Annotated in this window: 21 protein-coding genes; 4 read left to right on the top strand and 17 right to left on the bottom strand. The window is 43.3% G+C overall.

Translation table 11 applies throughout. The annotated features are described in order from the left end of the window. Positions 1-132: 132 nt before the first annotated feature. Together RG47T_RS15900 and RG47T_RS15895 are read right to left on the bottom strand one after the other, a co-directional pair. A complete protein-coding gene (locus tag RG47T_RS15900; RefSeq protein WP_074490384.1) occupies positions 133-657 on the bottom strand; it encodes a GNAT family N-acetyltransferase in 525 nt (174 codons plus the stop codon). Between the two features lie 116 nt (positions 658-773). Then, positions 774-2,063 carry a metal-dependent hydrolase family protein gene (locus RG47T_RS15895; protein WP_074490383.1) on the bottom strand — a complete coding sequence of 430 codons (1,290 nt, stop codon included), beginning with the start codon at positions 2,061-2,063 and terminating at the stop codon, positions 774-776. A gap of 111 nt (positions 2,064-2,174) precedes the next feature. Between RG47T_RS15895 and RG47T_RS15890 the strand changes: the two genes are divergently transcribed. The 4 genes from RG47T_RS15890 to RG47T_RS15875 all read left to right on the top strand — a co-directional run bounded on the left by RG47T_RS15890 (position 2,175) and on the right by RG47T_RS15875 (position 5,514). After that, entirely contained in the window at positions 2,175-2,744 is a 570-nt protein-coding gene (locus RG47T_RS15890; RefSeq protein WP_074490382.1) for an RNA polymerase sigma factor, read from the top strand. Then, on the top strand, positions 2,728-3,585 hold the full coding sequence (locus tag RG47T_RS15885) for a hypothetical protein (protein WP_074490381.1): 858 nt from the start codon (positions 2,728-2,730) through the stop codon (positions 3,583-3,585). Before RG47T_RS15890 ends, RG47T_RS15885 begins: the two co-directional genes overlap by 17 nt. A 31-nt stretch (positions 3,586-3,616) precedes the next feature. Continuing rightward, positions 3,617-4,441, top strand: coding sequence for an outer membrane beta-barrel protein (locus RG47T_RS15880; protein WP_074490380.1), 825 nt, complete (start codon positions 3,617-3,619; stop codon positions 4,439-4,441). 74 nt (positions 4,442-4,515) lie between these two features. After that, entirely contained in the window at positions 4,516-5,514 is a 999-nt protein-coding gene (locus tag RG47T_RS15875) for an ABC transporter ATP-binding protein (protein WP_074490379.1), read from the top strand. 149 nt (positions 5,515-5,663) lie between these two features. On the opposite strand, the gene RG47T_RS15870 is transcribed toward RG47T_RS15875, so the two are convergent. The 15 genes from RG47T_RS15870 to ilvD all read right to left on the bottom strand — a co-directional run bounded on the left by RG47T_RS15870 (position 5,664) and on the right by ilvD (position 22,836). Further along, positions 5,664-7,076, bottom strand: a complete 1,413-nt coding sequence (locus RG47T_RS15870; RefSeq protein ID WP_074490378.1) for an ATP-dependent DNA helicase — start codon at positions 7,074-7,076, stop codon at positions 5,664-5,666. 276 nt (positions 7,077-7,352) lie between these two features. Then, positions 7,353-8,747 (bottom strand): serine hydrolase, encoded by a 1,395-nt coding sequence (locus tag RG47T_RS15865; protein ID WP_074490377.1) that lies wholly within the window; start codon positions 8,745-8,747, stop codon positions 7,353-7,355. A 120-nt stretch (positions 8,748-8,867) separates the two neighbouring features. Next, positions 8,868-10,118, bottom strand: coding sequence for a threonine ammonia-lyase IlvA (gene ilvA, locus RG47T_RS15860; RefSeq protein WP_074490376.1), 1,251 nt, complete (start codon positions 10,116-10,118; stop codon positions 8,868-8,870). Next, a complete protein-coding gene (locus tag RG47T_RS15855; protein WP_074490375.1) occupies positions 10,118-11,284 on the bottom strand; it encodes a 2-isopropylmalate synthase in 1,167 nt (388 codons plus the stop codon). Before RG47T_RS15855 ends, ilvA begins: the two co-directional genes overlap by 1 nt. A 127-nt stretch (positions 11,285-11,411) precedes the next feature. Next, complete coding sequence (locus RG47T_RS15850) at positions 11,412-12,170, bottom strand: class I SAM-dependent methyltransferase (RefSeq protein WP_074490374.1); 759 nt, start codon at positions 12,168-12,170, stop codon at positions 11,412-11,414. 80 nt (positions 12,171-12,250) lie between these two features. After that, positions 12,251-13,327, bottom strand: a complete 1,077-nt coding sequence (leuB, locus tag RG47T_RS15845; RefSeq protein WP_074490373.1) for a 3-isopropylmalate dehydrogenase — start codon at positions 13,325-13,327, stop codon at positions 12,251-12,253. Between the two features lie 130 nt (positions 13,328-13,457). Then, the gene (locus RG47T_RS15840; RefSeq protein WP_074490372.1) at positions 13,458-14,252 is read right to left on the bottom strand and encodes a class I SAM-dependent methyltransferase; all 795 of its coding nucleotides are present in this window, start codon (positions 14,250-14,252) and stop codon (positions 13,458-13,460) included. Positions 14,253-14,351: 99 nt separating this feature from the next. Beyond that, positions 14,352-14,942 carry a 3-isopropylmalate dehydratase small subunit gene (leuD, locus tag RG47T_RS15835; protein WP_074490371.1) on the bottom strand — a complete coding sequence of 197 codons (591 nt, stop codon included), beginning with the start codon at positions 14,940-14,942 and terminating at the stop codon, positions 14,352-14,354. Positions 14,943-15,030: 88 nt separating this feature from the next. Further along, complete coding sequence (locus RG47T_RS15830) at positions 15,031-15,312, bottom strand: antibiotic biosynthesis monooxygenase family protein (RefSeq protein WP_074490370.1); 282 nt, start codon at positions 15,310-15,312, stop codon at positions 15,031-15,033. Positions 15,313-15,397: 85 nt separating this feature from the next. After that, positions 15,398-16,816 carry a 3-isopropylmalate dehydratase large subunit gene (gene leuC / locus RG47T_RS15825; RefSeq protein ID WP_074490369.1) on the bottom strand — a complete coding sequence of 473 codons (1,419 nt, stop codon included), beginning with the start codon at positions 16,814-16,816 and terminating at the stop codon, positions 15,398-15,400. A gap of 151 nt (positions 16,817-16,967) precedes the next feature. Then, the gene (ilvC, locus tag RG47T_RS15820) at positions 16,968-18,032 is read right to left on the bottom strand and encodes a ketol-acid reductoisomerase (protein WP_074493510.1); all 1,065 of its coding nucleotides are present in this window, start codon (positions 18,030-18,032) and stop codon (positions 16,968-16,970) included. 160 nt (positions 18,033-18,192) lie between these two features. After that, positions 18,193-18,783 (bottom strand): acetolactate synthase small subunit, encoded by a 591-nt coding sequence (gene ilvN / locus RG47T_RS15815; protein ID WP_074490368.1) that lies wholly within the window; start codon positions 18,781-18,783, stop codon positions 18,193-18,195. 26 nt (positions 18,784-18,809) lie between these two features. Then, entirely contained in the window at positions 18,810-20,558 is a 1,749-nt protein-coding gene (gene ilvB, locus RG47T_RS15810) for a biosynthetic-type acetolactate synthase large subunit (RefSeq protein WP_074490367.1), read from the bottom strand. Between the two features lie 156 nt (positions 20,559-20,714). Continuing rightward, entirely contained in the window at positions 20,715-21,077 is a 363-nt protein-coding gene (locus RG47T_RS15805; RefSeq protein ID WP_074490366.1) for a hypothetical protein, read from the bottom strand. Positions 21,078-21,126: 49 nt separating this feature from the next. After that, the gene (gene ilvD, locus RG47T_RS15800; RefSeq protein ID WP_074490365.1) at positions 21,127-22,836 is read right to left on the bottom strand and encodes a dihydroxy-acid dehydratase; all 1,710 of its coding nucleotides are present in this window, start codon (positions 22,834-22,836) and stop codon (positions 21,127-21,129) included. Positions 22,837-22,983 lie beyond the last annotated feature (147 nt).

Raw genomic sequence — 22,983 nt, 5'->3', positions numbered from 1 at the left:
GACATACTTTAAATCTAAAATACGTCATGCTAAACTTGTCTCAGCACCCCACGTGCTAAGTGTACAGTATGATGATAGCCTATCCTCTGGGTTCCTGAAACAAGTTCGGGATGACGAGGGAACTCACTTTATTTACCCTCTCTTCAACACATACACAGCATAATTATCTTCCGCAGGTTCATTAGCATTCAGCTCAAAACCATTACGGTTTAAAACCTTTATCGAACTTTGATTATCTATCCTGGGGAAGGCCGTGATAGCATTCAACTGCATTGTCTCAAATCCGTAATCAATTACTTTTTTAATAGCCTCCTGCATAATGCCTTGCCCATGATAAGTAGGGTTCAGTTCGTAGCCAATTTCGGCAATGTTATTTTCTAAATCAAAATTGTAATAACATATAGTTCCTATTAGTGTATCGTTGGTATTAAGGGCAATAGCCCAGTAAACCCCTTCTTGGTTTTGGAGTATTTTTTTAATCTTTTGGATAAAGTCTTTGGCTTCCTGAATAGTTTTGGCTGGAGCTCTGTCGAGGTGAGCGTTTACAATATTGTTTGAGCGGAGATAGAATATTGCATCGGCATCTTTTGTATTAAGTTTTCGTAATGTGAGGCGTTCAGTTGTGAGTGTTGGGAAGGGGGAGAGGTTGATGTTCATTGTTTAGTTCTGTTATATAATTTGTCATTGAGGAGGTACGAAGCAATCTCGTAGCTGTGCATATTGAATAAGCATTGGAGACGAGATTGCCGCGCTATCGCTCGCAATGAAAAAAATTATTTAATTTGACTTTCTAAAATTCCATCAATTCTATAAATAACCCCATTCTTCATCACCAGCTTCACATCCTTCACCGCTTTAATATCTTCAACAGGGTTGCCATTTACCACCACAATATCTGCCAGATAACCGGCTTTAATGAGTCCTAATGCCTTCATTCCGAATACATCTGCATTGACAGATGTGGCCGATTTTAGCACTTCAATGGGTTTCATACCATACTCAGCCATTAAGATTATTTCGCGGGCGTTATCCCCATGGGCGAATACGCCAACATCGCCACCCATACAAATGGTAACGCCCGATTTTAGCGCTGCGGTAAACATGCTACGTTTGCGTTTAATATTTTCTGTCTCCGGGTCAATGCCTTTTCGCCATCCTCTATAGCTTGCAATGGCTTCTGTAGCTGCCAGTGTTGGGCAAAGCGCTATTCCTTTATCTTTCATTAGCTTAAATATTTCGGCATTGCCGCCGTCGCCATGTTCAATGGTTTTAACACCGGCGGCTATAGCGCGACGCATCCCTTCTTCGGTTGAGGAATGCACAACTACCATACGCCCGCTGCTGCCGGCAACCTGTACGGCTAGTTTCAATTCATCGGCGGTAAAAGTAGGTTCAGATGTGCCATCCAGTCCCCAGCGGTAATCGGCATATAATTTTATAACATCGGCCCCATAACCAATTTGTGAGCGGATTACGCGCGTTAACCCGTCAATGCCATCAGCTTCTTCTGCACCTTTAGGCAAAATGGATTCGGTTACAGTGCTTTTGGGCCCATAACTGCCGGTGGCCACAATGGCGCGGGTAGCTACCAGCAATCGTGGGCCGGGTATTACGCCTTTGTTAATAGCTGATTTTAGTCCTGCGTCATCATAACCTGCACCTTCGGTACCTAAGTCGCGGGCCGAAGTGAAACCGGCCATTAAAGTTTCGCGGGCATGGTTTACCGCACGGGCGGTTCGCTCTGCGCGGCTTTCGGTTAAAACCTGGTCGTCCCACTTTACTTCGTTATAAGGGTGCAGAAACATGTGTGAGTGCCCTTCAATAAAGCCGGGTAGCAGGGTGGTGCCTTTAAGGTCTATAACCTGTGTATTGGGGGCGATGATTATACTATTGGTTTCGCCTGCTGCTTCTATGTGATTGTCTTTAATTAAAACCGACCATCCCATATGCATGGTTTGCCCGTCGAAGACGCGATCGGGCTTTAAAAGGATCAATTTATGCTCTTGCGCCAACATGATTGAGGCACTTAAAACGAAGATAAACAGCAGGATAAACTTTTTCATGACACATAAAGATAAAAACATACCCCGAACCATAGTTAAAAGTATATTTATAAATAAAAAAAGATGTTAGCCCTTGCAACCATTTGCACTGATGTATCATCTTACTATTAAATGCTGTTTTTAAAACATAAACCATCTATCGACGATTTGATAAACGACTGCAAAGCAGGCAGTCGTAAGGCGCAGGAATTGCTTTATAAGCAGTTTGCGGCTAAGATGCTGGCGGTATGTATGCGATACGCGGTAGATAAGATGGAGGCGGAAGATATGTTGCAGAATGGTTTTGTACGGGTGTTCCAAAAAATGAATGATTACCGCGGTGAGGGTTCGTTTGAAGGATGGGTACGCAGGATTATGGTACACAGCTCGATAGAATATTATCGCAAGCATCACAAAATGATGCACGTAGAAATAGACGAGAATACCCCGCAGCAATCTGTTAATGCGGCGGCAGCGGCCAATTTGGATGCAAAGGATCTGCTGGTAATGATCCAGAAGCTATCGCCGGGTTACCGTATGGTGTTTAACCTTTACGCTATAGAAGGGTATACACACAGGGAAATCGGTGAGATGATGGGGATCTCGGAAGGGGCTTCAAAGTCGCAGCTATCAAGGGCACGCACTATTTTGAAAGAACAGATCATTAAAATGGAAGGAAGAAATTATGAGTATGCAGGATAAAGATATGGATGAGTTATTCCGCTCTAAACTGGATAATCTGGAGGTTGAACCTACCGGCAAGGTTTGGAAAGGAATTGTTGTGGAGCTCGACGGTGCAAAACGTAAGCGTTCGCTGGTACCGTTGATGCGTATTGCGGCAGGCATTGCCTTATTTACAGCTATTGGTTTGTTCTTTTTATTAAAAGATACTGAGCCGGACAATAGCCAGGCCAACAATCATATCCACGGGAAAAACCATATTATAAAACAACTGGATAAGGGCGAAACAGAAACAACCGATGAAAAGGATGAAGATTTGAGCCAGGCCAAACAGGATGCTCAGCAAATTGCTGCTGAAGCTGTTAAACAAGCGCAAATCGAACAAACTCAATCAGTAAAATCAAATCGTAATATAGCTGTAATTAATCAAGTGGCATACGTTAGCCGTACAAAACATCAGGGTATTAAAACTGCTCAGAAAACTGAAAAGGAAGTATCAGACGAACAACAAACATTGCCTGCAGAGCGCGAAAATTTAGCTGTGTTATCTGCCAATGACCATAAAATAATCCAATCTGTGGTGCCCGATGAGTCGCTTACCGCTATTAAACCGGTAATGCCTCTGACCGACGATTTTAAAACAACTAATCAGGTGGCTTCTATTCAATTGCCGTCCAACAAACCAACAAAGGCACCTGTTAAAAAACACGGTATCCGTAGCTTTGGCGACCTAATTAATGTGGTAGTAGCCAAGGTTGATAAACGGCAGGATAAAGTGATTGTATTTAGCGATACAGATGATGATGAATCTACCATAACCGGCATTAACCTGGGCTTTGTTAAAGTAAAAACAGATAAATAAGCTATACACTCAATCTAAATATATACCAACCATGAAACGATTAATAATTATCGCGATGTTATTTGCGGGTGCTACGGGTGCATTTGCACAAAGTACAGATACTACAAAAACTGTTACCGACACAGCCAAAACCAAAAAAGGCTTCCACATTAGCTTTGGCAAGGGTGAAGGCGCCAGCCATCTTAATCTCAATAATAAGGATACTACCGAATATCGTGAGCATAGTAAAGCGCCGGGTTTTGCATGGGGTATCACATTTACCAGGTTCGACCTGGGTTTAACCACCCTGGTTGATAATGGCAGCTTTAAACTATCTCCGCAGAATGATTTTTTAAGATACCGCTCCTGGAAAACTAGTAATGTTGGGTTTGATGTATTGCAGTTTAGCTATCGTTTCAACAGCACCTTTAAAATATATGTATCGGGTGGTTTCGACTGGACACTGATCCGTTTACGTGATAATATCACCATTCAACGCGACCAGTCAACGTTGACTTATGTGCAGGATAATATCGACTATAGCAAAAACCGTTTCTCATCTACTTATATCCGTGTACCCTTATCATTCGATTTTCGTACCCACGAGGATGCAAGCGGCCGCCGCTGGCACTTTGTAGCCGGCCCAGACTTAGGCTTTCTGATTAATGGCCGTGTAAAACAAATAAGTGACGAAAACGGAAAACAGAAAATGAATGGCGACTATCACTTTGCCAAAACACGTTACGGTGCCTTTACCCGTGTGGGTTACGGTTCTATGGGGATATTTGCCAAATATTACTTTAATGATATGTTTGAGAACAGCCCCGCACAGGAAGGACTTAAAAACTTTGCCTTTGGTATAATGGTTGGGTTTTAATAATCGCTTTAATAGGTATCACAAAGGCTCCGGGTATATCGGGGCCTTTGTTGTTTTATGTATCTTTACTGCCCATGGCAGATCAACCTTTTTTACAGGCCAAAGCAGTTAGCAAAATTTACAATGGCAAGCACGCTGCTGGTGTGCGCAATATTACTATAGATATTAAGCCGGCTATTATTACCGCCATTATTGGCGAAAGCGGCAGCGGCAAAAGCACCTTGCTTCGATTATTATATGGGCTGCTATCGCCGCAAGAGGGCAGGGTAAGTTTTAAGGGCGAAATGATTTGGGGGCCGGAAGAAAAACTGATACCCGGGCATGACCAGATGAAGATGGTTACCCAGCATGCAGATGACCTAAACCTGTTTGCCAACGTATGGGATAACATTGCCACCCTGCTACCCAATACCAATTTGGCCTATAAAAAGGAACGGTCTGAGCAGCTATTGCGGCAACTAAATATGTTGCACATGGCCGATAAAAAAGTAGCCATGTTAAGCGGCGGCGAAAAACAAAGGGTAGCCATAGCCCGTGCCTTGGCCTTAAAGCCCGAAGTGTTGTTTTTGGATGAGCCTTTTAACCAGGTAGATACTTCTTTCCGCGAGGGCCTTCAGCGTGATATCCGGCGGATTGTGGATGAAACAGGTATTGCCGTAATTATGGTATCGCATGACCCTGCCGAGGTGCTTTCGATGGCTGATGAACTGGTGGTGATTCGCAATGGGGAGATCATAGAACATGGCGCTCCGCAGGAATTGTATAATCATCCGCAGAATTTCTATACCGCCAAATTACTAAGTAATTGCACCGTGTTGGATAATCAGCAAGCCAAATCACTAGGTATCGAAACCGAACTGCAAAAAGTGGTGATCTACCCCGAATGGATTAGCATTGTACAAAGTTTTATGCCCAAGAAATGGATAGTAACGCACAGCCTTTTTAAAGGCCCTTATGAAGAACTGGTTTTAACGCATGATGACGTAAGCATTAAAATGTTTAACCTCGAAATGGGTAAATATCCGTTAGGCAAAGGGGTGAATATCAAGGTGAGTAAACATTTGGCGTATTGAGTACTGTAGAGTCAATAATAAGTTGTCATTGCGAGCGATAGCGTGGCAATCTTGTCACATGTTATTTGATCTGTATGGCTACGAGATTGCTTAGTACCTCAATGACAGAATTTAAATTATGGAGTTTTATCTCAATCTTACCGCTAAACTCAACGTACCCACCAATCTTTTACTAAATTTAGCTCCTGCTTGGTTCTTGTAATGGCCGTATACCACCATTTACAAAGTTCTGGTGCGGGCATGCCGTACATGCTTTTATCCAAAAAAAGGAATACATTGTTCCATTCGCCCCCTTGCGATTTGTGGCAGGTAACCGCATAGCCGAAAGTAGCTTTTAAGCAACTCAGGTATTCATCGGCCATCATGGCTTTCCGGTACTCGGGCGTGTTGGGCGAAACATTCTTCCGGCGCATCCGGTGATTAAAATCCATCATCAGTAAATGCGACTGATCTTCGTCCAGATTGCCGGTAATACTATTTAGGACATCGAGCGAAAGTAATAGGGTATATTCGAGCCCGGTAGTTACGGCTTTTACCGTAATCCGCTGAAAACGCAGATCTTCTTTGCTACTGATGCCGCCAATGTCGCAAACGGTAACAAAATCGCCGTTGGTAAGCGGCACTGCATAGTTATTTTGCGTAACCAACAATACATCGCCCAATTGCATAGGCATGTGCAGTTTCCCAAACAAATCGCGGCGCATGGCCATGTTAATGTTCTGTACAGTTTTGTTGCTTCGGGCTATAGCCAATGCCCCATTGGCGCCTTCGGTACGGTATTTTTTCTGATAACTTTTAAATAGCTCTTCTTCCGAGCTATGCAGCCTAACATGATTGAGATTATTGGCCGGAAGCCTGATAAAGCGTTCGAATGTTTTTTGCTGGCCCAGCGTACGTACCAATCCTGCTAGTTTTAAAATATCATTATCAGATGAAGTACGTTCAATTTTTTCTAAAGTAAAAGAAATAGCAACCCGCTCTTTAGCAGCCAGCCAATCGGTATCTAATGCCGGGCTGGTTACCTGCTTTACTGGTGGCAACTGGCAAGGGTCGCCCACAAAAACAATCTTGTTTTTCCCGGCAGCCATAAACAGGTCGTTTAACAGGTTGCCCGTACCAAATGTAGCAAAACTACTGTCCGTACTGGCCTCGCCCGATAGCATCGATGCTTCATCTACGATATAAAGCACTTGGTTTTCGTCGGGGACGCGTACAGTAAACTGCAGCGACATCTGGTTACTGTATGTAGCCGAAGCACTTTCTGCCTGCCCGCCATCGGCACCGTTTACCTTGCTGAAATTATAAACTTCGCTATGCACAGTTTTGGCATCAAAGCCGGTTTTACCCCTTAACACACTTGCCGCCCTGCCTGTAGAGGCCAGCATGCAAAAGCTATGATTATTGCTTTCGAGCCATTTGCCCAGATATTGCATCAGAAAGGTTTTTCCGGTACCGGCATAGCCTTTCAACACAAATGTGTTGGCGGTTGGGTGGTCAATAAATTTTTGGAGGGCTTTAAAAGCAATCTTTTGGTCGGCATTTAAGATTGGCTTATCGGCCATAAAAAAGATGGAGTTTTGAGGGGCTAAATATAATAGATTTTGCTATTTATTTTAGTATTTAAAATGTGAATTATTGTAGAGACACAATACTTTGTGTCTCTACAAATGCAGTTAAATAAAAAAGATACAAAGTATTGTGTCTCTAAGTATTGTCTTGATTGGGTTTATCGCAGGATGACGTAAGCATCAAAATGTTTAACCTCCAAATGCGTAAGTATCCGTTAGGCAAAGAGATGATATAAAGGTGAGTAAGCATATGGAGTTTTAAGCCCAATACTATTCTGATTTGCGGGCCTCTATTTTAAGGCCATAATTAATTAAGTAGCTATGTGCCACATTACCTTGTTTATCTAATTCAAACTCAATCTGGATATCTGCCCTATTGCTATAAAAAAACTTGGTGGGAGATTCGGGTTTGAGTTCAACATCCGAATTAATACTCCGGCCAGGTAAATGCCTGTACAGTTTTCCATCTCTTTTTACTAATTCAATTTTTAAAGTGAACATGTATGTCCCTACATATTTATCTAAAATTGCAGGATCAACATTGGTTTCCTGATGCCGGTAAGGCTGTACAACGGCACGGCCGTTTAATATATGGCAAAGTGCTTGTGAAATGCCTACAGCGTTAGATTCATTGTTCGATAAAACAATTACCGTATAATCTCCCGTTTCGTAATGAGTAAGCACAGAAGTGTAACCCGGCCAGCTGCCGCTATGTGTGGTAAAATTGCCCAATTCATCTTTCAATATATCAATCCCATAACCATAGTGGGCATTGGTAATTGTATCTGTAAGTACATGAGGGGAAAGCATATCTTTCTGATCAAGAGCGTTAATTAGCTTGTTGCTAAGCAATGCATTGTTCCATTTCAATAAATCTCTGGTGGTAGAGTTTACAGTGCCATCGCCGGTTATACCGTCGAGCCAATAAACAAAATCAAATTTCTTTAAGCTATCCGGCAGCACGTACTTTTTATACGCTGCGTTATAAACATAGCCGTAGGCATAATTGGCAATAGTATCTTGTTTGGATCGGCGGGTATTGTACACGCGTGAACTATCCATACCCAGTGGTTTAAATATCTGTTGCTTTAGATAATTGTTGTAGCTCTCCCCCGTCAATTTTTCGATAATGCTGGCTAATATAACGTAGCCTGTATTTGAATATTCGTACTGTGATCCTGGCGTAAAGAGTAGTTTTGGTTTATTAATGGCCAAAAAATCAATAACATCGTTATTAAAAGCTATTTGTTTATGATCCCACTTTTTAATCATTTGATTCAAATAATCGGGCAAGCCAGATGTATGAGTAAGCAGGTTTTGTATGGTGATATTGTGATAGGGAAGTTGTGGGAAATAAGCTCGTAGCGAATCAGTAAGTTTAAGTTTGCCCTGCTCCTTCAACTGCAAAATGCTTAGAGCGGTAAACTGCTTTGAAACCGAGGCTAACTCAAATACCGATGAATTATTAAGCGGTAGCTTTAAATCGATATTACGGTAACCAAATGCCTTCTGGTAAATAGTTTTACCATGCTGTGCGATTAGCACATTGCCATTAAAGCTTTGCTGGTATTCGCCGTTAAGATACAGGTCAATTAGTTTAATATTATTGGATTGTGCATTGCCCATAAAGGGTAGGCAGCAAAACAAGATAAGGGCTTTACGCATATTAAGGTATTGCTCTAAAGATAATTATTTAGAGATAAAATGTACGTATGTTAAAGATGTGCTAAATAAAAAAGACACAATGTATTGTGTCTCTACGGTTTCTTATCTCTTGCCTCTAACCTATACCAGGTACTCAAACAGCGTCTGGTCCCTGTTGATTTCAATTACCTCAAAACGGTTGGCTTCCATGCGTTCTAATAGGGCCTTGTAATCATCGGCAGATCTTAGTTCGATACCTACCAGGGCAGGGCCGCTTTCGCGCTCGGTTTTTTTGATAAACTCGAAACGGGTAATATCATCGTGCGGGCCTAAAACCTCGCTTACAAATAGTTTTAAAGCGCCCGGGCGTTGCGGGAAACGAACGATGAAGTAATGTTTCAATCCTTCGTAAAGCAGTGATTGCTCTTTAATATCCTGCATACGGTCAATATCGTTATTACCGCCGCTGATAATGCATACTACCTTTTTGCCCCTGATCTGCTCTTTGTACAGATCGAGCACAGCAACAGATAGCGCACCTGCGGGCTCAACCACTATCGCATCCTCGTTATAGAGCTTTAGCATGGCGGTACAGATCTTACCTTCGGGCACGGTAAGCATATCATCCAGTATTTGCTGGCAGATCTCGAAGTTGATACTCCCCACACGTTTAACCGATGCACCATCAACAAAGCGATTTACCTTAGCTAAGGTTATCGGTTCGCCGGCCTCCAGCGCCATAAACATAGATGGCGCACCTTCTGGCTCAACTCCGGCTAATATAATGTTGGGGTTTTGTTGTTTCAGGTAAGTACCGGCACCGGCTGCAAGGCCGCCGCCACCAATGGGCATAATTACCACTTCGGCATCGGGCAGGTCTTCATATATTTCAACGCCAACGGTGCCCTGGCCTTCTACAATCCGTTCATTGTCGAAAGGGGGTACAAAGGTCATGCCGTGTTCTTCGGTATACGCCAGGGCTTCTTTCAGGCAATCGTCGAAAGTGTCGCCCACCAGTATAATATCTATGCTGCCATTGCCAAACATCTGGGTTTGTTTAACCTTTTGGTTCGGGGTAATTTCGGGCATAAAGATTACGCCGCGTATACCTAATTTTTTGCAGGAAAAAGCCACACCCTGTGCATGGTTACCCGCACTTGCGCAAACAATGCCACGGCGCATCTGATCCTCATTTAGCTGACTAATCATATTATAGGCACCACGCAATTTGTAGGAACGTACTACCTGCAGGTCTTCGCGTTTCAGGTAGATCTCGCAATCGAAACGATCAGAAAGTACCTGGTTAAACTCCAGCGGTGTACGGCGTATAACACCTTTTAGCCTTTGCGCGGCCGACTCAAAATCAAGATGATATTTAGTTTCGGTACTCATTATTGTTTTACTAGCTGAGCAACCATCAGGCTTTTCAGATCATCATCATTAATGTCGAGCTTATTGTCGGCAAGGGTTAAAAATTTGGTATAAACATCGGCGAGGTCATCTTTGCTTAAGTTGTAACCCAAACGCTCTAAGTGAAATTTTAAAGCATGGCGGCCACTGCGTGCTGTTAGTACAATACTTGCACTCGGGAAGCCCACATCTTCGGGGCGAATGATCTCGTAGTTTTCCCTGTTTTTTAAGAACCCATCCTGATGGATGCCCGAACTGTGTGCAAAAGCATTGGCACCAACAATAGCTTTGTTAGCCTGCACAGGCATCCGCATTTGCGTGCTTACCATGCGGCTTAATTCAAAAAACATTTTAGTGTTGATGTTAGTATGCAGGCCAAGCACCTGGTGCGTTTTCAGCACCATGACGACTTCTTCGATAGAGGTATTGCCTGCACGCTCGCCAATCCCGTTAATGGTACCTTCTATCTGCCGGGCACCATTTTGCAAACCTGCGATAGAGTTGGCAGTGGCCAGGCCTAAATCGTTATGGCAATGTACCGAGATGATGGCTTTATCAATGTTTTTGACATTTTCTTTCAGGTACTTGATCTTGCTGCCGTATTGATCGGGCAGGCAATAACCATTAGTATCGGGGATGTTTACAACCGTTGCACCGGCAGCAATAACGGCTTCAACCATTTGCGCCAGGTAAACAATATCGGCACGGCCGGCATCTTCGGCATAAAACTCAATATCTTCTACCGATTTTTTAGCGTATTTAACCGCAGCAACAGCACGTTCCAGAATCTCTTCGCGGGTGCTGTTAAATTTGGTTTTAATGTGCATGTCAGACGAGCCGATACCGGTATGGATGCGCGGATGCTTAGCATATTTAAGGGCCTCAACAGCGGCATCAATATCTTTTTGATGTGCGCGTGTTAAAGCACAAATAGTAGGGTTATTTACAGCCTTGGCAATTTCAACAACGCTTTGAAAATCGCCGGGGCTTGATGCCGGGAAACCAGCCTCGATAATATCTACGCCCAGGAGTTCCAGTTCGCGGGCTATCTCTATCTTTTCAGGCGTTGTCAACTGGCAGCCCGGTACCTGCTCACCATCACGTAGGGTGGTGTCAAATACATAAACGCGGTTTGGATCGTGTAGCATATTTTCTTAAATTTTAGATGTGAGATATGAGATTTGAGACTTTTACTTGTCTGTCGATCCTGCTCTCACATGTGTTCTTTTTATTTCTTATTATCTTATACGTCTGCAAATGAATTTAGAGATTATCTCAAATCTCTTTAACAGCTATAAATCTTAATCTTTTATAATCGGCATACCATTGTCCGTTTTCGTCATAGTAGGGGCGAAGTATTTCGGTAATTTCTGCCAGTATTTGTTGTTTATCTTGCTCGGGGATATCTTTAAAATACACCGAGCCGAACATTTCTATCCATTTGGCCACGCCTTGAGCACCATCCTGCAACGGTGTTTTACGGTCGAAGTGCGAAGCAAAGGTTACGCGAAAACCATGCGACTCTAAACGGCTGGCATACTCGCCTAATGATGGGAAATACCATTGATTGATTTTGGCCTGTTCGTGGTAGCCGTATTTAGCCAGTGTGCTTTGTGTAGCAGCCAGTAGTTTATCAACATTACCTTTGCCACCCATTTCGGCCACAAAGCGGCCGCCGGGTTTCAGGCTGTTATAAACCGAAGCAATCATACCGTCCTGGTTTTTTACCCAGTGCAGCGCCGCATTGCTGAACACGGCATCAAAAGGTTCTATAAATTGATGGTTGCCCGCATCGGCTACAGCAAATTTTACTTCGGGATATAGCTTTTGCGCTTGCGCGATCATTTCCGGAGAGTAATCTGTACCCACAACATCAGCACCCAGATTTTTGATCTGCCGGGTGAGGTAGCCTGTACCACAACCTACATCATGGATGCGTTCGCCGGGTTTAACATCCAGCAGCTCCACCACGTTTTCACCAAATTGGTAAACGAATGCGTGTTTTTGATCGTATAAATCAGCGTTCCAGTTCATAAGAGCCTCTCCTAGCCCTCTCCAAAGGAGAAGGAATTATTATTTAATTTTTGTCCTTTGTATAAAAGTCCTTTGTCCTATTATCCCTTCAAGTATTCCAAAACTTTTTGTCCCATTGCCTGGGTACCTAGTATTTTGGCTTTGTCGGTATTGGCATCGGCGATGTCGCCGGTGCGGTAGCCGTCTTTTAATGTTTTGTCGATGGCGTCGGTAATCTTTTTGGCTTCGTCTTTCAGGCCAAAACTAATCTCCAGCATCAAAGCCACAGATAAGATAGATGCCAGCGGATTAGCTTTGTCCTGACCGGCAATATCATGCGCCGAACCGTGGATAGGCTCAAAGAAACCGGTACCGTCGCCAATAGAGGCAGATGCCAGCATACCCATCGAACCTGCAATTTGCGAAGCCTCATCAGTTAAAATATCTCCGAATAAATTGGCTGTAAGCACCACATCAAATTTTTTAGGGTTCTTAACCAGTTGCATGGCTGCATTGTCGATGAACATGTGCTCTGTTTCCACATCAGGGTATTGTTTAGCCAGTTCCTGTACCACTTCGCGCCATAGGCGTGACGATTCCAATACGTTAGCTTTATCTACAGAACAAAGGCGTTTACCACGCACTTGTGCAGCTTCGAATGCTTTTTTAGCAATTCGTTCCACCTCGTAACGATGATAGATCATTAGGTCTGATGCTGTGTTTCTGTCTTCGCTACGAGTTTTTTCGCCGAAGTAAACATCACCGGTCAGCTCGCGGAAAAACAAGATATCGGTACCGCGTAATACTTCTGGCTTTAAGCTCGATGCATCCAGCAGCTCATCAAACAGCATGATGGGGCGCAGGTTAGCATATAACCCAAGTTCTTTACGGATTTTCAATAACCCCTGCTCGGGGCGAACCTTTGCAGACGGATCGTTATCATATTTAATATGGCCAATGGCGCCAAACAGGATGGCATCGCTGGCTTTTGCTTTTTCTAAAGTCTCGTCGGGCAAGGGATTGCCAGTGGCTTCGATGCCCGCATGACCCATTAACGCCTCGTCAAAAGTAAATTCGTGATTGTATTGTGCAGCAATTTCTTCCAAAACAGCTTTGCCCCAGGTCGTAACCTCGGGGCCAATGCCATCACCTGGAATAACTAAGATGTGTTTTTTCATGTTTAGTTTTATCTAACCGTCATGCCGAACTTGTTTCGGCATCTCACGTGCAAAGTCTGCAAAATGCTTAGCAGATGGAAATGTCCTGTGGGATGCTGAAACAAGTTCAGCATGACGGTCCTTTTTATATTTAAAGATTTTGTCCTCTTGTTTCTTTCAATTTCATTATCATTTGCTTGGCATCGGTGGCAATCCATTGGTTGTAATCTTCAATGGCTTGCAGCCTGTCTGCGTCGCTGATGTAGCCTTCTTCCACAATCTGATTCATGGCTGCTACTTTACTCCAGATGCTGATCTTGTGCTCAAAATCAGGCTGACCTTTTTCGTATACTTCATCAGCATTCAGCACTTCGATGTTCTGGAAACCCAGTTCTTCGAAAAAGCCTTTAGCATCTTCGGCAACCTCGTTGTTCATGCCTGCATCAGATCGCCATCTTAAAAAAGTGGCGTAGAATCTGCGCATGCTTAAAGGTGGCTCCGGTATCCAGGCTAAAGCGGTATGGTCATAATCTAAAACAGATAACCAGCCGCCTGGCTTCAACATACTTTTCATTTTGGCAATAGCTTCCTGCGGATTACTTAACCACTGAATAGTACGTGCCGAAACTATGAGGTCGAATTTTTCTTCCGGATTAAAATCAAACAGATCTGTGTGGATCAGTTCCAGATTTTCGACATCATTATAAGTTTCCTTGCCACTTTCAATAAAATGACCTGTGTTATCGATGCCGGTAACTTGCCCCTGCGGCCCTATTATATTTGCTATATCTTTCGATATAGCACCTGTACCACAGCCAACATCAAGCACCTGCATGCCCGGTTTTAACAAAGACGCAAGCGTTGCGTAATCTCTTTGCAGACTACGCTCATCAAACAATTTACTTGTTGATGGATCACGTTTGATGAATTTGTTTGTGGTTGCCATATCTTTTACTTTGTCATTGCGAGGAACGAAGCAATCTCGTTGCGTTTATAATCTCCGACGAGATTGCCACGCTATCGCTCGCAATGACATATTGGTTAATTATCGTTTACTTTCAAATTCTTCTACCAGTGCCTTATTGCTAAGTATATAATCGATATCATCATACCCATTAGTAAGGCAAGCCTTTTTGTACGCGTTGATTTCGAAAGCTTCTTCATCACCTGTATTGCTGATGCGGATTACTTGCTGCTCCAGGTCAATTTCGATCTGGGCATCTTTGTCACTGTACAGTTCGTCGAAAATTTTAGCTAAAAAATCATCGCTTACCTGTACGGGTAGTAAGCCGTTGTTAAGTGCGTTGCCTTTAAATATATCTGCAAAAAAGCTGCTTACCACGGCGTCGAAACCATAGTCAGACAGTGCCCAGGCAGCATGCTCGCGGCTGCTTCCGCAACCAAAGTTTTTGCCTGCTACCAGTACCTTACCAGCGTAGGTTGGGTTGTTGAGTACGAACTCTTGTTTAGGGTTATCGTTCTCATCAAAACGCCAGTCACGGAAAAGGTTATTACCAAAGCCATCGCGGGTGGTGGCTTTTAAAAACCTTGCCGGGATAATCTGGTCGGTATCAATATTTTCAATCGGCAACGGTACTGCTGTTGATTGAATGTGTTTAAAAATTTTCGTTGACATTATATTTTCGTTTATGTCATGTAGTCAGCCTCACCCAACCCTCTCCAGAGGAGAGGGCTTTAAAGCGCCCCGTAATGACAATTTTTTTTTATTGATAATGTTCTACAGTTGGAAAAGGATCATAAAAATGATGCAATAAACTTTTCCATTCTATATATTCTTTTGATTTCCGGAAGCCTTCTGTATGGTCTGATAGTTTTACCCATTCGACCAGTAAAATGAATCGGCTTGCATTTTCTACACATCTTTTTAATTGATGCGAAATGTAACCGGCCATACCAGATATAATATGTTGTGCTTTTGCAAACGCAGCAATGAAATCATTTTCAGATCCCGGTATTACATCTAATATGGCAACTTCTAGTATCATATATTTTAGTTTTTGTCATTGCGTTGCCTCACCCAATCCTCTCCAAAGTAGAGGGCTTTAAACGTCTCGTAATGACAATGTTTATTTATCCTACTAATTCTCCTTCGGCAAGTAACTCACGTATATCCGTAATCTTACCAGTCACCGCCGCTGCTGCTGCAGTTAACGGACTTGCCAGTATCGTACGTGAATTAGGACCCTGACGGCCTTCAAAGTTTCTGTTTGAGGTTGATACGCAGTATTTACCTGCCGGGATCTTGTCCTCATTCATACCTAAGCAAGCACTGCAACCAGGTTCGCGTAGCGGAAAACCTGCTGCTTCGAAAACCTTGTCCAACCCTTCGGCAATGGCTTGTTCCTGTACTTGTTTAGAGCCCGGTACCACCCATACGGTAACGTGATCTGCTTTGTGGCGGCCTTTAAAAAAGGTTGCTACTTCGCGCAGGTCTTCGATACGGGAGTTCGTACAACTGCCTATGAATACATAATCAATCGGTTTACCGATCAATGATTCATCATCATGCACGCCCATATAGGCTAACGAGTTAGCATATGATTTTTGTTCTGTTGGATCAACATCAGCTGTAACCGGTACATGCTGTGTTACGCCGATGCCCATGCCCGGATTAGTTCCGTAGGTGATCATCGGCTCAATATCTTCGGCGTTGAAGTTTAATACACTGTCAAACTGTGCATCATCATCAGAGTAAAGCGTATTCCAGTAAGCAACTGCTTTATCCCAGTCTTCGCCTTTAGGGGCAAATTCGCGACCTTGTACGTATTCTATAGTGGTATCATCAGGCGCAATCAGTCCGCAACGGGCACCCATTTCGATGCTCATGTTACAGATGGTCATGCGGCCCTCCATGCTTAACGAGCGGATGGTATCACCGGCATATTCAACCGCATAACCAGTACCGCCGGCAGCGGTGGTTTTAGAGATGATGTATAGGATAATATCTTTAGCGCCAACACCGTTTTGCAGTTTACCGTTAACTTCAATTTTCATTCTTTTAGGGCGAGACTGAAGCAGGCATTGTGTAGCCATAACCTGTTCTACCTGCGATGTGCCGATACCAAACGCAATAGCACCAAACGCGCCATGGGTTGAAGTATGGCTATCGCCACAAACGTAAGTACCACCGGGGCGGGTAATACCAAGTTCGGGACCAATTACGTGTACAATGCCTTGGTAAGGGTGGCCTAAACCATAAAGCTCAACACCAAACTCAGCACAGTTTTTAGTCAGCATATCAACCTGGTAACGCGAAAGCTCTTCCTTGATAGGTAAGTGCTGGTCCCAGGTTGGCACGTTATGATCTGCTGTGGCAACAGTTTGTTGTGGCCTAAGTACTGGTAAACCGCGTTTACGCAAACCATCAAATGCCTGCGGACTGGTTACCTCGTGTATAAAATGGGTATCGATATATAAAATATCCGGAAATCCTTCCTTACTGCTCACCACGTGGGCATCCCAAATCTTATCGAATAATGTATTTCCCATAATTGAAAAATTTGTCAGTGCGAAAGAGCCTCACCCAACCCTCTCCGGGGGAGAGGGCTTTAAAAGCCTTTCGCAATGACAAGTAGTATAATTTATATTTAACCTTTTCTTACCTTCTTATTCTTCATGAGAGGGCCGGGTTGAGGCTATATTAGCTAATGCTTTCTACAGCCTGGTTCTCAGGGCGTAAGCTGCGTACAGTTTTACCTGCTTGCCATAATTCGCTATCGCGTAATTCTTTCAATTCTGCATCCAGTTTTTCGCGGTAATCCGGTTGGCTGTTCAGGTCGATAGAGCGTTGTGACTCTTTGCCTGTAGCAACACTTTCGTACAATTCTTCAAATACCGGTTTTGTAGCATCACGGAATTTTTTCCACCAGTCTAACGCACCACGTTGTGCAGTAGTAGAACAGTTTGCATACATCCAGTCCATACCGTTTTCTGCAACTAATGGCATTAACGATTGAGTTAATTCTTCAACAGTTTCGTTAAATGCTTCTGATGGCGTGTGGCCTTTGCTACGTAATACATCGTATTGAGCAGCAAAAATACCCTGGATACAACCCATCAGCGTACCACGCTCGCCTGTTAAATCACTGAATACTTCTTTTTTGAAATCTGTTTCGAACAGGTAACCACTACCTACAGCAATACCTAAGGCAACAACTCTTTCCCAAGCTTTACCAGTTGCATCCTGGAAGATAGCGAAGCTTGAGTTTAAGCCACGACCCTGCAAGAACATACGGCGTAATGAAGTACCAGAACCTTTAGGCGCAACTAAAAATACGTCAACATCTGCAGGAGGGATGATGCCGGTTTGCTCTTTAAAAGTGATACCGAAACCATGAGAGAAGTATAATGCTTTACCCGGAGTTAAGTGTTTTTTAACAGTTGGCCACAATTCAATTTGTGCAGCATCGCTTAATAAGTAGCAATAGATAGTTCCTTTTTCAAGGGCTTCTTCAATTTCGAAAAGGGTTTCGCCCGGTACAAAGCCATCACTTACAGCTTTATCCCAGCTTTTTGAACCTTTACGCTGACCAACGATAACATTAATACCATTGTCTTTTTGATTTAGCGCCTGGCCTGGCCCTTGAACTCCGTAACCAATAACGGCTACTACTTCTTTGCTTAATACTTCCTGTGCTTTCGAAAGTGGAAATTCATCGCGGGTTACTACGTTTTCTTCAGTGCCGCCAAAATTTAATTGTGCCATTGTTTTTTGTTTTTTTATTTCTTTGATTTCACCGATGTTTTTTGATTTCACCGATGGGTTTTATGATGTTACTTAATTGTTTTTAGTTCATAGTTAATGGTTGATAGTTCATAGTAGCTCTAATTCGGCTATGATCCATGATCTATTACTTATCAACTCACTACATGGTAAATACCTTTTGTCCTTTGTTCAGGTATTCGTTTTCGATAACCTCTTCGCTTGGGTCTAAACGTTCAAACTCGCGAATCTTAGAGTTAAAACCTTCGCTGTCTTTGATGATGGCGATACGCGCGCTGCGAACAAATTCGATCAGGCCGTAAGGTTGTAAAACTTTGATCAGGTTGTCGGTTTCCTCGCGGTGTCCGGTGGTTTCAAACACGATATAATCTTTACGGATCACTACCGCACGGGCACCGTTCTCGCGCAGTAAACGCTCAACGCTGGCCTTCTCGGCAATAAGCTCGGTAGGTACTTTATAAAGCGCCATCTCTTGCCAAATAACGTCGGCATTGGTATGGTAGTATGCTTTTAATACTTCCACCTGTTTCTCAATCTGGCGGCAAAGTTTGCGTACTACTTCTTCAGTTTCATCAATTACGATGTTGAAACGGTGGATACCATTGATCTCAGAAGGAGAGGTATTCAGGCTATCGATATTGATTTTCCTGCGGGTGAAAATGATGGCGATGCGATTCAGCAGACCAATCTGGTTTTCGGTATATACGGTGATGTTAAATTCCTGCTTGTCCATGTTTGTTTCTTTAAAACGCTCTGGGATTATTTTAATCTGATTTCGCTAACGCTGCATCCTTGTGGTACCATCGGGAAAACATTGTTTTCTTTAGTAACCATCACTTCTAATAAGAAAGAACCTTTGTTGTTAAGCATTTGCTCAAGCGCCGGTTGTAATTCTTCGCGTTCGCTTATGCATTTACCGGGGATGCGGTAACCTGCTGCCACCTGAACGAAGTCCGGGCTTTGGATGTCAACAAATGAGTAACGACGCTCGTTAAACAACTCCTGCCATTGGCGAACCATGCCTAAGAAACGGTTGTTTAAGATGATGATCTTTACATCAACACCGCTCTGCATAATGGTACCCAGTTCCTGGATGGTCATTTGCATACCACCATCGCCAATGATGGCTACCACGGTGCGATCTTGCGCACCATATTTTGCGCCGATAGCAGCTGGCAATGCAAAGCCCATGGTGCCTAAACCACCGCTGGTAATATTGCTACGGGTTTGTTTAAAGTCGGCATAACGGCAGGCTACCATTTGGTGCTGGCCTACGTCGCTCACAATAACAGCTTCGCCTTTGGTTAATATATTCAGCTGATTTATTACCTCGCCCATAGTCATTTCGCCTGTAGTTGGGTGTAGTTCTGCATCAATTACTGCTTCAACTTCTTTGGCAGTGTATTCGTTAAATAAATTTAACCACTCGGTATGTTGCTTCTGATCAACCAAGGCGGTAAGCAAGGGTAAAGTTTCTTTACAATCGCCCCATACCGGTACGGTACTTTTTACGTTTTTGTCGATCTCTGCCGGGTCAATATCCAAATGGATAACTTGTGCCTGTTTAGCGTATTTATCTAAACGGCCGGTTACACGATCATCAAAACGCATACCGATGGCAATTAGCACATCGCACTCGTTGGTTAATACGTTAGGGCCGTAGTTGCCGTGCATACCCAACATACCCACATTTTGCGGATGATCTGTAGGGATAGCGCCTGCCCCTAAAATGGTCCATGCGGCAGGGATGCCAGATTTTTCGACAAAAGTTTTAAACTCTTTTTCTGCTTCGCCCAAAATAACACCCTGGCCAAATAAGATAAATGGTTTTTTAGCCTGATTGATCAGCGCGGCTGCCTGCTCAACATATTCGTTACGAACAATTGGTTTTGGCCTGTAGCTGCGGATATGGTTGCAAGGCGTATAACCCTTGAACTGAAATTTCTGGATCTGTGCGTTCTTGGTAATATCGATCAAAACCGGACCCGGCCGACCGCTGCGGGCAATGTAAAATGCCTTAGCCAGTACTTCCGGAATTTCGGTAGCATCTGTAACCTGGTAGTTCCACTTGGTAACCGGTGATGAAATGTTGATGATATCAGTTTCCTGAAAAGCATCGGTACCCAACAGGTGTGCAAAAACCTGACCGGTGATACAAACCAATGGTGTGCTATCAATCTGTGCATCGGCCAGGCCGGTGATTAAGTTAGTAGCGCCTGGGCCGCTGGTTGCAAACACAACACCCACTTTACCAGAGGTACGTGCATAACCCTGACCGGCGTGGATACCACCTTGCTCGTGGCGAACCAGTATATGGTTAAGCTTTTCTTTATAATCATACAAAGCATCGTAGACGGGCATAATTGCGCCACCGGGGTATCCAAAAATAGTATCGACGCCTTCGACCAGTAGCGCTTCTAATAAAGCGGCCGATCCTGTAAGCTCTACTGCTACCTCGTTTTCGGGTGCAGTTACTAACTCCTGCTGTGCAATTGCTGTCTCGTTCATATTACTTTGTTTTTATTCTATTTGTTTGTCATTGGTCAATCATTACTTATTCTCGACCTCCGGACTTTTATTACTATTATATAATCTGTTGATTATATATATCTACTGCACGTTTCAAATGCTGCTTTTTCTTATTGGCAAAAATAAATTCGGGTATTATAATCCACATCCTACACCAAATAACACTTTACCCGAAGTGCTTTTCCATGAGCTTGAGCCTTTATCAACTATTAAAGATGCTACTAAGCATGACATCGCTGCCCCAAAAGAATAAGCGGTTAGGTGCTTATATTTATTGTACTCTTTAAGTTCATTAGCCGATGCCGTAGAATTTTTTAACTTGTTATAAACAACTTTATTAGTTGTTGGCACATCGCCAATCGTATAATTACCCCGAACCCAAAAACTACCTTTTTTCCATTGAATTGTGCTGTCTGAAAGTGATTTTGAGTCACTAACCTGGGCGTAAATAATGGTAGAAAAAAAACTAAAAATTAACAGTGATAAGATCTTTTTCATTTAGGTTTGGTCGGCTGTAAGGTTTCTTTATTCGTATCAGCAATATTATTTATTCGCCATCCGTTACACAACCCTCTGCAGCCGTGGTAACGCTTTTGGCGTATTTGTATAAAACGCCTTTAGTCACTTTTAATTTAGGCTGAACCCATGCTGCTTTGCGGGCTGCCATTTCTTCATCGCTGATGATGAGGTTGATCTGGTTTGTTTTTGAATCGATGATGATCTTGTCTTCATCTTTTACAAAAGCAATAGCACCGCCGTCAAATGCCTCGGGTGTGATGTGCCCTACTACGAAACCATGTGTACCACCAGAGAAACGGCCATCTGTAATTAACGCTACCGAACTACCCAAACCAGCACCGAAAATAGCAGAGGTTGGTTTTAGCATTTCTGGCATTCCTGGTGCACCCTTAGGGCCTACATTGCGGATAACCACTACATCGCCAGATTTAACACGGCCGCTTTGAATCCCATGAATCAGTTCGAACTCGCCATCAAATACGCGGGCGGGGCCTTCAAAGTGGTCGCCCTCTTTACCTGTAATTTTGGCAACGCTACCACCGGTAGCAATGTTTCCGTAAAGGATCTGTAAGTGACCGGTTGCTTTAATCGCTTCTTCTTTTGGTAAGAATACTTTTTGCTTATCGAAATCTAATGCAGGTACAGATTCCAGGTTTTCGGCAATGGTTTTACCTGTTACAGTTAAGCAATCGCCGTGTAACCAACCTAACGATAATAAATATTTCATTACTGCAGGGATACCACCTACTTTATGTAAATCTTCCATCATGTATTTACCGCTTGGCTTCATATCGGCCAGTAATGGGATCCGGTTACTGATGGTTTGGAAATCATCCTGAGTTAATGGTACATCAACACTTTTTGCCATGGCAATTAAGTGCAACACCGCATTTGTTGATCCACCCATTACCATAATGGTAACAATGGCGTTCTCAAATGCCTTGCGGGTCATGATGTCCGAAGGTTTGATATCTTTCTCTAATAAAGTTAAGATCGCTTTTCCTGCTGCAGTACATTCTTCCAGTTTCTCCGGGCTCAAAGCCGGGGTAGAAGAGGAGTAAGGCAAGCTCATACCCAAAGCCTCGATAGCGGCAGCCATGGTGTTAGCGGTATAAATACCACCACAAGCACCAGCGCCAGGGCAAGCATTTCTGATGATCTGCTGAAAATCGAACTCATCCATCTGGCCGGCAATTTTTTTACCTAAAGCCTCAAATGCAGATACAATGTTTAAATCTTCGCCTTTGTAATGCCCCGGTTTAATAGTACCACCGTAAACCATAATAGAGGGACGGTTTAAACGGCCCATTGCAATTACAGAACCCGGCATATTTTTATCACAACCGGGAATGGTAATTAAGCCATCATAATATTGAGCACCACAAACGGCCTCAATAGAATCGGCAATAATATCGCGGCTTACTAATGAGTAACGCATACCTTCTGTACCGTTGCTCATGCCATCGCTTACGCCAATGGTATTAAATATAAGGCCTACCATGTTTTCATTCCATGTACTTTTCTTCACCACTTTGGCTAAATCATTTAAGTGCATGTTACAGGTATTGCCATCGTAACCCATGCTGGCGATGCCAACCTGGGGTTTTTTCATATCATCATCAGTTAAACCAATACCATAAAGCATGGCCTGCGCAGCCGGTTGGGTAGGGTCGGCGGTTAAGGTTTTACTGTAGCGGTTTAATTCTACGCTTTGTTCGGTATCAGTAGTAGTACTCATTATTTGTTATATTTTTATTTGTGGGTTTACAGCAACTGGTATATTTGGTATGCGCTTGTGTCTATTTCAGCTGCTTGTAAATTTGTTATTTGTAAATTAGAGAGATGCAAATTAAGAAGCAATAGACAATCAAAAAAAATAAAATAA

The sequence above is a fragment of the Mucilaginibacter polytrichastri genome, from assembly GCF_001911425.1.
In the GTDB taxonomy this organism is placed as follows: Bacteria; Bacteroidota; Bacteroidia; order Sphingobacteriales; family Sphingobacteriaceae; genus Mucilaginibacter; species Mucilaginibacter polytrichastri.
This window is presented reverse-complemented; position numbering and strand designations above follow the sequence as displayed.